General features: G+C 69.2%; 13 protein-coding genes and 1 tRNA gene. 9 read left to right on the forward strand and 5 right to left on the reverse strand.

All coding sequences use genetic code 11. The features are described from left to right. Window positions 1-8: 8 nt before the first annotated feature. A complete protein-coding gene (locus tag ASC59_RS05800; RefSeq protein WP_055819444.1) occupies window positions 9-626 on the reverse strand; it encodes a TetR/AcrR family transcriptional regulator in 618 nt (205 codons plus the stop codon). Window positions 627-711: 85 nt separating this feature from the next. Beyond that, complete coding sequence (locus tag ASC59_RS05805; protein WP_055819448.1) at window positions 712-1,878, reverse strand: SLC13 family permease; 1,167 nt, start codon at window positions 1,876-1,878, stop codon at window positions 712-714. 122 nt (window positions 1,879-2,000) lie between these two features. Here ASC59_RS05805 and ASC59_RS05810 point away from each other — a divergent pair, with 122 nt between their 5' ends. The 5 genes from ASC59_RS05810 to ASC59_RS05830 all read left to right on the forward strand — a co-directional run bounded on the left by ASC59_RS05810 (window position 2,001) and on the right by ASC59_RS05830 (window position 4,846). Next, window positions 2,001-2,189, forward strand: a complete 189-nt coding sequence (locus ASC59_RS05810; RefSeq protein WP_055819450.1) for a hypothetical protein — start codon at window positions 2,001-2,003, stop codon at window positions 2,187-2,189. 233 nt (window positions 2,190-2,422) lie between these two features. After that, a complete protein-coding gene (locus ASC59_RS05815; protein ID WP_157487926.1) occupies window positions 2,423-2,818 on the forward strand; it encodes a hypothetical protein in 396 nt (131 codons plus the stop codon). A gap of 133 nt (window positions 2,819-2,951) precedes the next feature. Continuing rightward, entirely contained in the window at window positions 2,952-3,575 is a 624-nt protein-coding gene (locus ASC59_RS05820) for a biotin transporter BioY (RefSeq protein ID WP_082513420.1), read from the forward strand. A gap of 3 nt (window positions 3,576-3,578) precedes the next feature. Next, window positions 3,579-4,259 carry an energy-coupling factor ABC transporter ATP-binding protein gene (locus ASC59_RS05825; RefSeq protein WP_055819455.1) on the forward strand — a complete coding sequence of 227 codons (681 nt, stop codon included), beginning with the start codon at window positions 3,579-3,581 and terminating at the stop codon, window positions 4,257-4,259. After that, window positions 4,256-4,846, forward strand: coding sequence for an energy-coupling factor transporter transmembrane component T family protein (locus ASC59_RS05830; RefSeq protein WP_200942342.1), 591 nt, complete (start codon window positions 4,256-4,258; stop codon window positions 4,844-4,846). The genes ASC59_RS05825 and ASC59_RS05830 overlap by 4 nt, the downstream gene beginning before the upstream one ends. Window positions 4,847-5,175: 329 nt before the next feature. Here the strand turns inward: ASC59_RS05830 and ASC59_RS05835 are convergent, their stop codons facing one another. Then, on the reverse strand, window positions 5,176-6,747 hold the full coding sequence (locus ASC59_RS05835; protein ID WP_082513421.1) for an MFS transporter: 1,572 nt from the start codon (window positions 6,745-6,747) through the stop codon (window positions 5,176-5,178). A 117-nt stretch (window positions 6,748-6,864) separates the two neighbouring features. Between ASC59_RS05835 and ASC59_RS05840 the strand changes: the two genes are divergently transcribed. After that, on the forward strand, window positions 6,865-7,422 hold the full coding sequence (locus ASC59_RS05840; RefSeq protein WP_055819458.1) for a TetR/AcrR family transcriptional regulator: 558 nt from the start codon (window positions 6,865-6,867) through the stop codon (window positions 7,420-7,422). Between the two features lie 196 nt (window positions 7,423-7,618). On the opposite strand, the gene ASC59_RS05845 is transcribed toward ASC59_RS05840, so the two are convergent. Further along, window positions 7,619-7,846, reverse strand: a complete 228-nt coding sequence (locus tag ASC59_RS05845) for a DUF1653 domain-containing protein (RefSeq protein ID WP_055819461.1) — start codon at window positions 7,844-7,846, stop codon at window positions 7,619-7,621. A 158-nt stretch (window positions 7,847-8,004) separates the two neighbouring features. Here ASC59_RS05845 and ASC59_RS05850 point away from each other — a divergent pair, with 158 nt between their 5' ends. Together ASC59_RS05850 and ASC59_RS05855 are read left to right on the forward strand one after the other, a co-directional pair. Further along, entirely contained in the window at window positions 8,005-9,294 is a 1,290-nt protein-coding gene (locus tag ASC59_RS05850; protein ID WP_235492586.1) for an ion channel protein, read from the forward strand. Between the two features lie 70 nt (window positions 9,295-9,364). Continuing rightward, window positions 9,365-11,149: a DUF4012 domain-containing protein gene (locus ASC59_RS05855; protein WP_082513423.1), complete on the forward strand. Its 1,785-nt coding sequence runs from the start codon at window positions 9,365-9,367 to the stop codon at window positions 11,147-11,149. Between the two features lie 93 nt (window positions 11,150-11,242). Here ASC59_RS05855 and ASC59_RS05860 read toward each other — a convergent pair. After that, a tRNA-Lys gene (locus ASC59_RS05860) sits at window positions 11,243-11,315 on the reverse strand. Between the two features lie 136 nt (window positions 11,316-11,451). On the opposite strand from ASC59_RS05860, the gene hisN reads away from it, so the two are divergent. Beyond that, window positions 11,452-12,264, forward strand: coding sequence for a histidinol-phosphatase (hisN, locus tag ASC59_RS05865; RefSeq protein ID WP_055819470.1), 813 nt, complete (start codon window positions 11,452-11,454; stop codon window positions 12,262-12,264). The last annotated feature ends 10 nt before the right edge of the window (window positions 12,265-12,274 follow it).

Raw genomic sequence — 12,274 nt, forward strand, 5'->3', positions numbered from 1 at the left:
GGAGTGTCCTATCGGGTCGAAGCGGGCACGGCGTGCGCCGGTACCGGGGAGAGGAGTTCGGAGATGATGTGCACCAGGGCCGGCCGCAGCTCGACGTCCGTGGCCGTGTCGGCGGTGATGCCGCTGCCGAAGGTGAGGTCGGCCGTCAGGGTGTAGGCGGCTCCGCCCAGGGCGATGCCGAAGCGCAGGCGGTCCTCGACACTGGCCTCGGGCGGGCAGACCGCCTCGGCCATGCGCAGGATCGTCGCGTTGGCCCGGGCGACGACGGGTACGTCCTCGAGGGACTGGCCCTGGCTGATGAAGGTGTGCACCTCGAGTCGGTAGCGCAGCAGGAGGTCCACGAAGGCCTCGAGGAACGCCCGCCTGGCGGCATCCGTCGACCCCTCGGAGATCCAGGCATCCAGGATCCGCCCGAACTCGTCGATCGCCGGGGTCAGCACCGCGTCGAGCAGGGCCTCCTTGGAGGCGAAGTGGTAGAGCACGCTCGACTTCGAGTACCCCGCGACGTCGGCGATCTGCTGCAACGAGGTCCCTGAGAACCCTCGCGTGGCGAACTGCTCGAGGGCGACGGCCTGAAGCTCGTCGCTGGGTCTGGCGCGCGAAGATACCGGGGTGTCAGCAGGCATGATCCGACGGTAGTTGACCGATCGGTCAGCAACTGCACGATCGGTCAGATTTGCGGCGATCTCCCAGTGATCGGCAACGCGATCGTCACCGGAGGGCCAGCGCTGCCGTCGACGCGAGCACGGCGAGGGGAGCGAGCACCACGCCGAGGAGCACGTACCGCGACCAGCGGAACTCCACGCCCATGGACGTGAGGCGATCGTGCCAGAGCAGCGTCGCCAGCGACGCCCACGGCGTGATGAGCGGGCCGACGTTCACGCCGATGAGCAGCGCGATCATGCGGGCCGGCGAGTCGACGGACGGTTCGAGCGCCAGGTAGGCGGGGAGGTTGTTGGCGATGTTGGCACCCCCGGCCCCGATGCCCGCGAGCTGCAGCAGGCTCAGCGGGTCGTCACCGGTGCCCGAGACTGTGGCCAGCGCATCGCCGAGCCCGAGGGCGTGCGCGGTCTCGAGTACGAGGAACAGGCCGGTCACGAGCAGCAGCAGCGGCCACGGCACGAGGCTCGCCCGCAGAACGATGGGCCGCGACACGGCGAAGGCGATGACGAGGGTCACGGCCGCCACGCAGGCGGGGATCCACACGGGCAGGCCGGAGAGCAGTCCGGGGATGAGGATGACGACGGCGACGGCGCTCGCGATCAGCAGGGTCGGATCCGTGATCCTCTCCGGTCGTTCGATGACGTACCGGGTGAAGAGGCTGCGGCGGTGCAGCAGCCCGATGACGGCGACGGGCACGACGATGGCGACGAGAGCCGGTGCCCAGGTCAGGGAGGCGAACTCGATCGGGCTCACCGGATGCCCGACGATCTGCTCGAGCTTCGACACGGCGAGCAGGTTGGTGAGGTTGGAGACCGGCAGAAGCATCGACGCCGTGTTGGCCAGCCACACCGTCGTCAGGACGAACGGCACCGGGCTGATCCCGGCATGCCGCGCCATCACGATGACCACGGGCGTGAGCAGCACCGCAGTCGTGTCCAGCGACAGGAAGATCGTGCAGACGGTGGCGAGGGCGACGACGATGAGCCAGAGCAGCCAGGAGCGCCCGTGCGCCCACGTACTGGCGTGCTGCGCGAGCCAGTCGAAGAGTCCGGCCTCGGCCGCCAACTCGGTGACGACCGTCATCGCCAGCACGAAGAGCAGCACCGGCCACACACGATCCCACAACGCGACCGCTTCGTCGACGGGCAGCACACCCGTGGCCAGCGCGAGGGCTCCGACGCCGAGGAGACCCGCTCCGATGAGCGCCGTCCGCATGTGGGAGCCTCCGTTTCGGCCCGCCCCATTAGACGATATGCCTCGCAAAGAATACCCCTGCTGCACCGGAGCATCGGGCGCTAGCGTTGACCTCACGAGTTGACCCACGAAAGGGAAGCATCATGCGCAAGTACCTGTTCAACGGATCCGTGATCGGCAGCGTCATCGGCGGCTGGGCCGTGGTTCAGCGCACCCGCAACGGCCCCCGCGACTGGAAGCTCCTGCTCACCTGGATCAGCTGGGGACTGACCCTCGCCATCGCGATCGGCACTGTGAAAGAGGAGTCCGACGAGAAGGGCATCGGCAGGTAGCCGATGCTGACGAGTGGTTCGACGCGCGTCGATCTACTCGGCCACGCACGGTTTTCGACTCGTACCCCCTCGATCCGCGGAAATCCGCCGATTGCAGCGCTCTTCTGCGGCGTGTCCCCCGCCCACCCGGCCCACCCTGAACGAGACTGTGGGTAGCATCCGCGGCACGAAAGGGCACCAGCATGGCGAAGGGCACCGGAATGTTCCGGCGACGGAGGCACGATGCTCCGGTCGTGGCGAGTTCCACCCCGGAGCTCACGCCTGAACAGGTCTTCGATCTTCTCAACAGCCGGCTCGCCGATGTGATCGGCGCTCACGGTTCGTGGACCCTCGTCCGGCGCACCGACGCGGACACCGACGAGATCTTCCACGCCATGCTCACGCACCAGATCGCGTCGGAGCTCACCCAGGCCCTCCTCGCCGAGAGGTCGGCACTGCGCGGCGAGCCGGTTCCCGAACCCGCTGCCCTGTCGTGGATCCCCGCCCCGATCACCGAGTGGGCGGAGCGCGACGGCGTCGTCATCGCCGAAGCGCCGATGGCGGAGCTGCTCGACACCACCGACACCGACTCGACCGAGATCGTGCCCGCGCGCCACGTCTCCGCGGAGCCCGCACGCCTCGTCGCCTGACGGTCGCCGGGACGCCCGTACAAAATCCGGGCCGTGATCTTGTAACCGGATGCCCGCGCGGGCCGACCGTGCCTTCCTAGTCTGGTGTCACCCGGCCGCGCAGAGCGGCCCTCGACGCCCCCGGAGTTCGCCCATGGCATCCGCCCGCATTTCAGCCCGCGACCTGGCCCAGATCGCAGTCTTCGCAGCTCTCATCGCCGCCCTCACCCTTCCCGGGGCGATCCCGACGGGAGCGCTCGGACTGCCCATCACCCTCCAGACGCTCGGCGTCCTCCTGGCCGGTGCCATCATCGGGCCCAGAAACGGCACGCTGGCCGTGGTCGTGTACGTGGCGCTCGGTGCGATCGGGCTTCCGATCTACGCCGGCGGAACCGGAGGCCTCGGCATCCTCTTCGGGCCGACAGGAGGCTTCCTGTTCGGTTTCATCCTGTGCGCCTTCGTCGTCGGCTGGATCACGGCGCGTCTCCTCCCCCGGTACCCGTTCTGGCCGGCTCTGGGCCTCACCGCCGTCGGCGGCATCCTGTCGGTCTACCTGATCGGAATCCCCTGGCTCGCCGTGACGACGGGCACACCGGTCGGGGCGGTCGCCCTCGGCATGGTCGCCTTCCTGCCCGGCGACCTGATCAAGGTGCTGCTCACCGTCTCGGTCGCGAAGGCCGTGCACCGCGCCTGGCCGGGTCTCATCCAGCCCCGGCCGTGGGGACGCAAGCGCGCCGGCTCGTCTACCGACACGAGCACCGCCGCCGTCGACGCCTGACGCATGGGTGACATCCGCTTCGAGGCCGTCGACCACCGGTTCGGCGACGATGCCGTTCTGCGTGACATCGACCTGAGGCTCACCGAGCAGCGCATCGGCGTGGTCGGAGCCAACGGATCCGGGAAGTCGACGCTCGTGCGACTCGTCAACGGCCTCGTGTCACCGCAGCAGGGTCATGTCCTCGTCGACGGTCTGGACGTCGCGAAGCACGCCCGTGAGGTTCGCCGCCGCGTCGGCTTCATCTTCACGAATCCCGACACCCAGATCGTCATGCCCACCGTGCGCGAGGACGTCGCGTTCTCCGTGCGCCGCCTGAAGCTCCCGGCCCCGGAGGCCGCAGCCCGCGTCGATGCGGCACTCGAGCGCTTCGGCCTCGACGCGCTGGCGGACCGCGCCGCCCACAAGCTCTCGGGAGGGCAGAAGCAGCTGCTGGCCCTGGCTGCCGTGCTCGTCACGGAGCCGGCCATCGTCATCGCCGACGAGCCGACGACGCTGCTGGACGGTCGGAACGCCCGCATCGTGACCGAGTACCTGCGCACCCTCGAGCAGCAGCTGATCGTGGTGACGCACCAGCTCGAGCTGCTCGAGGACTTCGACAGGGTCATCGTCATGGACGAGGGACGGGTCGTCGCCGACGGAGCGCCGGGCCCGGCGCTCGAGCTCTACCGGGCGGCGATCCGGTGAACGGCTTCTACCATCCGGGTCGCTCGCCGCTGCACCGGATGCCGGCGGTGGCCAAGCTGCTGACGCTGATGGTGGCCGTCACCGTCGTGGCCTTCCTGCGCTCACCGGGGGTGCTCGCCTGCGCCCTGCTCGTGACGGGGCTGCTCTACCTCGTCGCAGGCATCCCCCCGAGGTTGGCCCTGCGCGCCGTCGGCCCCATCTTCTGGGTTCTGCTCATCGCCGTCCCTCTGAACGGCTGGCTGGTCGGCTGGGAGTCCGCCGTCTCCATGGGGCTGCGAGTCGTGACAGTGGTGGCACTCGCCGGGCTGTTCACGCTGACGACCACGGTCTCCGCAGTGCTCGGCGCCGTCGAGGCACTCCTGCGGCCTGTACCCCGCGTGGATGCGGACAGGGTCGGCCTGCTGCTGGCCCTCACGATCCGGGCGATCCCCCTCCTCAGCGAGATCGTGGGCTCTGTGCTCGAGGCGCGGCGAGCCCGCGGTGTCGACCGCTCCCTCCGCGCCATCGCCGTGCCCGTCATCGTGCGTTCGCTGCAGTCGGCCGACGAACTGGGCGACGCGCTCATCGCTCGCGGCGTCGACGACTGAACTTATTGGCTGAAATGCCATGCGGAAAACCTGGGCGACGAAGGGTCGGCCACGTTTTCCGCATGACATTTCAGCTGGCGAGCTCCGCTCGCGGCGGCCCGACGACGACGGGTCGGCCACATTGCCGTGCGACATTTCAGCCGGCGAGCTCCGGCGCAGGAATCGCTCGCTGAGGCCCCGACGAAGTCGGCGGCCGAAGCGCTCACCACTGTCGGGCACAGGCCCGATCGCCGAGAACAGGCCGGATCGGCCTGCGTCCGCGGGATCAGGCAGATCCGGCCTGTTGCGCTGCGGTCAGGCCAGGCGTGCGCGACACCGTTGCGCCAGGCTCAGCGCGCCCGACGCAGCGTGGTGGCAGCGACGACGGCGGCGCCCAGCACGACCGCGAAGCCGATCCACGCCGTGAGCCCCACTCCGCTGCCGAACGCCTCGCTGGCCGAGGCCAGCAGGCTGGCGGCATCCGTCGACGGAAGCTCCCCGGCGATCGCCACGGCCCCGCCAAGGGTCTCGCCGGCCGCCTCGCGCTGGGCGGCGTCGAGGGCCCCAGGAAGCACCACCGTCGCCCTGTAGGACGCCGTGAGGATCGTGCCGAGGATGGCCGTTCCGAGCACAGCGCCGACCTCATAAGCGGTCTCGGACACCGCCGAGGCGGCGCCGGCCTTGGCGGCGGGCGCGTTCGCCAGGATCAGCTCGTTGGACACCGTCTCGGCGGCCCCGATGCCGATGCCGAGGGCGACGAACGCCACCGCGATGCCGACGGCGTCGATGCGTCCACCCGAGAGCGCGACGGCAAGGTAGCCGCCGGCTGAGATCACGAGCGCCACGGGTACGAGGCGCGATGGCCGCACCCGGCGGGCGATGGGCACCACGACCAGTCCGGAGACGATCATGGCGATGAGTCCGGGCACCAGCACGAGCCCCGCGGTGAACGGTGACAGGCCGAGCACGAGCTGCAGGTGCTGGGAGACGAAGTACAGGCCGCCGACCAGCGCCAGCACGCTGAGGAGGTTGACGCCGATGGCACCGCTGAACGAACCCCGCCGGAACAGTTCCATGTCGATCATCGGGCTCTGGATGCGGTTCTGCCGACGCACGAAGACGAATCCGGCCGCCAGTCCCACGATCATCGACGCGACGCCCAGCACGTCGATGCCGCGCTCGGCGAGAGTCTTGATGCCGAACACGATCGGCACCATGGTGAGCAATGAGAGCAGGATGCTCGGGATGTCGATGCGGCCGGGGTTCGGGTCCTTCGACTCCGGAACGAGCAGTGGCAACAGGATGACGAGCGGAAGCAGCAGGGGAACCGCGAGCAGGAAGACGCTGCCCCATGCGAAGTGCTCGAGCAGGATGCCGCCGACGACCGGCCCCAGGGCGCTTCCGGCGGCGAATCCCGTCGCCCAGATCGCGATGGCCAGGCGGCGCTCATCGCGGTCCGTGAACACCGAGCGCAGGAGCGACAGGGTCGAGGGCATGAGCATCGCACCGAAGAACCCGAGGAGCGCGCGCGACGCGATCAGCCACTCTCCGCTCGGGGCGAAGGCAGCGGCGACCGACACGAGGCCGAAGCCGACCGAGCCGACGAGCAGCAGCCGACGACGACCGATGCGATCGCCGAGACTCCCCATCGAGACGAGGAGTCCGGCGAGCACGAGCGGATAGATGTCGATGATCCAGAGCAGCTGCACTCCGCTCGGCTGCAGGGCCTCGGAGATGGCCGGCAGGGCGAAGTTGAGCACGGTGTTGTCGATCGAGACGAGCAGCACCGGAAGCATGAGAGCCGCCAGGGCGAACCAGCGGCGGCGTCGGGCGGCCGGAGTCCCCGTGCCGGAGGGCACGCCGGCCGGGTCGGAGGTGATCACGACGGATGCCGTGGATGGCGTGCTGTTCTGCGTGGTCATGGGTCTATTCGGTCTCGGCGTTGCGTGCGTTCCATTAGTGTACCGTCTACCCGGTACAGTAGCCAACTCCCGGCCTGCCACGCTCGCGGGGCACCTGACCATCGTTACGATTGCGCCATGCCCCCGACGACCAGAGACCGCATCCTCGATGCCTTCCAGGACCTCCTGATCGACGGTGGAGAACGCGCGGCGACCCTCGATGCCGTGTCGGCGACCGCCGGCGTCTCCAAGGGTGGACTGCTCTACCACTTCGCGTCGAAGGACGCCCTGGCAGCCGGCCTCCTCGACAGGCTGCGCGAGCTGGCGGCACTCGATGCCGCGACGATCCGCACGGCTCCGTCCGGCGCCGTCGACCACCTGATCCGCAACTCCGTCGACACCGGTTCCCCCCTCGACCGAGCGATGATCGGCGCCTATCGTCTGGCGCAAGGGCGCCACGAGGGAGCCAAGGCCGCCATCGCCGCAGTGAACTCCGACTGGCTGGAGGCCATCGAGGATGCCGTCGGCGACCCTGCCGTGGCGCAGCTCATCATGCTCGTCAGTGACGGGCTGTACTACAACTCGGCCATCGGTGACGCCGAACTCGCGGCATCCGTCGCAGTTCCCACCGACCTCGATGCACTGCTCGCGGTCATCCGCAGGCTGGCGCCCGAGGCGCCGACCACGACGGACTGATGCGCTGCAAGCTCAGTCGCCGAGCTCAGCGTCCGCCGCCGCAACGGCCGCCAGCTGCTCTGCGATCAGGATTGCCAGATCGATCTGAGTCGCCATCGTCTCCCCCGTTCACTCGGGTCCCCCGACCCGTGTGGATCGAGTATGCCCCCGACCGGGGGGCGAGGGAAGTGCCCGACGGTTAACATTCGGCAACGCTTCAGTCTTCGGCCCGGGGTGACGCGCCGAGCTCGACGGGAGTGAACCGGGCCACGGTGGCACCCTGATGGTTCACTCGCTCCTCCCACATCGACGCAGGACGCACCCAGAGGCGCCCGTCGGCCGAGCTGTAGACGACCACGCGCTGCTCCGTCTCGGAGTCGGTCGCCTCGCCCACCACTGTGTAGAGGCCGCCCTTGAAGTGACGATAGAGGCCCGGTTCGATCATGAACCCATCCTCCACCACTCCATCCCGCCGGAAGCCATGCCGGGCGGGCGACACTGAACCGCGGAGGGGAACGGCTGATCAGCGCGGCGCTATTGACAGCGCCTTCGATTCGGGCCTACGGTCCGAATCGGGCCTGCCGGCCGAACAGAGGAGGTCAGGTGTCCACACCCCCGAGCGCGCCGATGGGCAGGCGAGCCCTCATCGTCCTCGCCGTTCCAGCGCTGGCGATCGGGGTGGCGTCCGCGTTGATCCTCTGGTTGCTCAACGAGGTCTCCGGACTTCTCCAGACGCAGATCTGGACCACCTGGCCCGATGCCCTGGGCCTTGAGCCATACAGCCCGTGGTGGACCTTCGGGGTGCTCACGCTGACGGGCGCCGCCGTCGGCCTGGTCGTCTGGCTGATGCCGGGCCACGCGGGTCCCGACTCTGCGACGACCGAGCTGTCAGCGCCACCCCTGCCCCTTCGCGTCCTGCCGGGGCTCATCATCGCGGTCACGCTCTCGCTGGCCGGCGGCGTCAGCCTGGGGCCGGAGAACCCGATCATGGCCATCAACGCGGCCGTCGCCGTTGCGGCAATGGCACGGATCGCGAAGGCCGTGCCGCCGCAGCTCGTGGCCCTCCTGGCCGCCGCGGCGACGATCGGTGCGCTCTTCGGCACCCCCGTCGCTGCAGCTCTCGTCTTCACCGGCATGGTCGCCGCCCTGAAATCCGGCGGATCACTCTGGGACAGGCTGTTCCTGCCGGTGGCGGCGGCAGGCGCCGGAGCGGTGACCATGCACCTGCTCGGCTCGCCGCCGCTCGAGTTCCACGTCGCGCCCTTCGGGACCCCGGAGCCGATCGACCTTGCCACGGGAACCCTCGTCGCCGTCGTATCGGCCGGCCTCGGCATCCTCGCCGTCTACGCCTTCCCCCTCATCCACCGGGCGTTTCACGCGCTCAAGAACCCCGTCGTGTTCACCACCCTGGGTGGCGCCGTCCTCGGTGTGCTCGCCATCATCGGCGGACCGCTGACGATGTTCAAGGGCCTCGCTCAGGCCGGGCAGATCATCGACAACCCGGAGGACTACTCCGCGGGGACCCTGGCGCTGCTCGCGGTCGTCAAGATCGTCGCACTGCTGATCGCGGCCTCGGCCGGTTTCCGCGGTGGCCGCATCTTCCCGGCGGTGTTCATCGGCGTCGCGATCGGCCTCTTCTTCCACGCCGTCATCCCGAGCATGCCCATCGGCCTGGCGATCGCGTGCGGCGCTCTCGGCATCGTGCTCGTCGCCACCCGTGACGGCTGGATCGCCCTCTTCCTCGGTGTCGCGCTGACCGGAGACGCCAGCCTCCTGCCGATCCTCTGCGTCATCGTGCTCCCGACCTGGCTCCTGGTGACGGGAGTGCCCGAGCTGCGGATCATTCCCCAGCCGGAACCGACGCCGCATCCGGAACCCACCGACGCGCGGTGAGCTGAGGGAAGACCTCATTTTCGGATCATCACGCTGAGATTCGCTCATCTCGGTCTATCGTTGACGAACCATGAGTGCTCGGACCCGACGAGTGCGCAGGCCGCTGCTGCGGAGTGCGCGATTCTGGGTGCCCGCAACCGTGGCCGCCGTGCTCCTCGGCCTGGCCTGGCTCGCGTTCACGGTGACGCCGTCAGCGCTGGAGGCGAAGGGGGAACTCGAGAAGGCGATCCCCTATGCCGCCGCGGCGCAGAAGGCGGCGACCTCCGGCGATGCGGCCGCCGCCGCTTCAGCCGGCAAGGAGATGCGCAGGCATACGGCGGGCGCCCGGGCAGCCACCCAGGGTCGCGCCTGGACGATGGCGGAGAAGCTGCCGTGGGTCGGAGAGAATCTCGCTGCGGTGAGGGTGGCGGCGGAGGAAGCCGACCGTCTGACCAGCGAAGTCGTCCTCCCGATGGCGGACGTCGGAGTCGACGCCATCCGGCCCGTCGACGGACGCGTCGACCTCGAGGCGGTGAGGACCCTCTCCACGACGGTCTCCCGAGCCCTGAAGGTTGCCGATCTGAGTGCGATGCGCCTGACCTTCATCGACCGGGGGATCCTCCTCCCCCAGGTCGCGGCTGGAGTCGACCGGCTGGCACACGAGATCGACACCCTCCGGCCGTCCATCGTCAGCGCCGACAACGGCCTCAAGGTGCTGCCTGCCATTCTCGGCGGCGACGGGCCGCGCAACTACCTGCTGTTGTTCCAGAACAGCGGGGAGGTGTTGCCGGGCGGTGGCACGATCGACTCCCTCGCCGAGGTGCACGCCGACAACGGCGCGCTCACCATCACGCGTCAGGCATCGGCATCCGCCGAGGCGTTCCCGGGGTTTCCGGGACCTGTCGTCGGGATGCCGCCCGGCTCCCAGGAGACGTACCCGGGCGACCTCGGTAGTCGGGTGCAGAGCGTGGCGAGGACGCCCAGGTTCGACCTGAGTTCCAAGATCGCACACGAGATGTGGAAGCAGCGAACCGGCGTCGCGGTGAACGGGGTCATCGCGGTGGACACCGTCGCGCTGTCGTACATCATGGCCGCAACCGGCCCCATCGCCCTTCCCGACGGGTCGAAGCTCGAGACCAGGAACGCCGTGTCCATGCTTCTGGGCGACCTGTACGCGACGTTCGAACCCGAGCAGGTCGATGCCATCGGCCAGTCTGTCGTGGCGACGGCGTTCGCGCGGATCGCCTCAGGGGATGTCGACATGGCCTCCCTGACCGCAGCCGTCAGCCGCGCCGGCGACGAGCGGCGCATCCGCCTGTGGGGAACGGATGCCGGAGAACAGGCCCTGCTCAAGGGGTCGCCGTTCGAGGGTGAGCCACCGACGAGCAGCACGACGACGGATGCCTTCGGCGTCTACTTCGTCGATTCCACCCCGGGCAGGATGCAGCGATTCATGACCCAGAGCGTCGACATGGCACAGGCGGTGTGCGCGGCAGACGGCAAGCGCCACGTCAGGGTCCGGATCACGCTCGCGAATACCGTGACTCCGGATCAGGCGCTGACGCTTCCCGACTCCGTGACCGGCGGTGGAGCCTCGACGGAAATCGGGAGCATGCGCGTCGACACGCTCGTGTACGCCCCACCCGGGTCGACGATGGTGGGAGCGTCCCTCAACGGCCAGCCGGCCTCGTCGACCGTCACCACCGATGGCGACTATCCGGTGAACAGGATCGGCACCACGATCGCGCCCGGGGCCACAGTGACGCTCGACTTCGACGTCCTCGCCACCGACGACGAACTGCGCACCCTGTCGGCCGAGGTCACCCCGGTGGTCAGCCCGACGTCGGTCTCCACGTCCGAACTCGACTGCGGCTAGAAGAAGAGCCCTGACCAGCCCATGTTCGTCGGTCCCGATTGCTTTCCGGCAAGCAAAAAGCCCCGAACCTGGCGAGAGGTTCGAGGCTTTTCGTGCACCCCCTCGGACTTGAACCGAGAACCCACTGATTAAGAGTCAGTTGCTCTGCCGATTGAGCTAGAGGTGCGTGATCGGCTCGAAAATTGCTTCCCGAACCGAGTGATGACTCTAGCATCCGATCGACGGTGAACGCCAATCGAGGCCACCTCGGAGCCCCGCCGGGTGACGAATGCCGCTCCCCCGGCGTCGCTAGGCTGGCTGTCGTGACTGCCGAAGCCGCTGCATCCGTGCCCCTCGACCATTCCGCCGATCTCGCGCTCGCGCTCGCGATCGCCGATGCAGCCGACGCGATCGCGCTGGACAGGTTCCGGGCGGCCGACCTGGTGGTCGAGACCAAGCCGGATCGCACCCCGGTGACCGACGCTGATCAGGCCGTGGAGCGGGCCATCCGCGATCGGATCGCCGCCGCACGCCCCGGCGACGGCATCTTCGGCGAGGAGTACGGCGTCGAGGGCGACTCGAACCGGCAGTGGATCATCGATCCGATCGATGGCACGGCCAACTTCCTGCGCGGCGTCCCCGTCTGGGGCACGCTGATCGCCCTCACGATCGACGGCGTGCCCGTGGTGGGGGTCGCGTCCAGCCCGGCGCTGGGACGCCGCTGGTGGGGCTCCCGTGGGGCCGGGGCCTGGACAGCGGATGCCGCCGCCGAGGGCGGTGCGCGTCGCATCGCCGTATCGGGTGTGCGCGAGCTGGCCGACGCGTCCCTGAGCTTCCAGAGCATCGCGCAGTGGCGCGACGCCGGCTATCTCGACCGTCTCCTCGGACTCGCCGAGACCGTGTGGCGCGACCGTGCCTACGGCGACCTGTGGTCGTACGTCCTCCTGGCCGAGGGCCTGGTCGACATCGTCGCCGAGTTCGACGTGAAGCCCTACGACGTGGCGGCGCTCGTCCCGATCGTCGAGGAAGCCGGCGGCCGACTCACCAGCGTGACCGGCGACGTGGAGCTCGCACACGGGAGCTCGCTCGCCACCAACGGACTGCTGCACGACGCTGTCGTGAGCGCGCTGCGCTGATCTCGCCCAC

Origin of the sequence: Leifsonia sp. Root1293 (assembly GCF_001425325.1) — a bacterium.
Taxonomy (GTDB): domain Bacteria; phylum Actinomycetota; class Actinomycetes; order Actinomycetales; family Microbacteriaceae; genus Orlajensenia.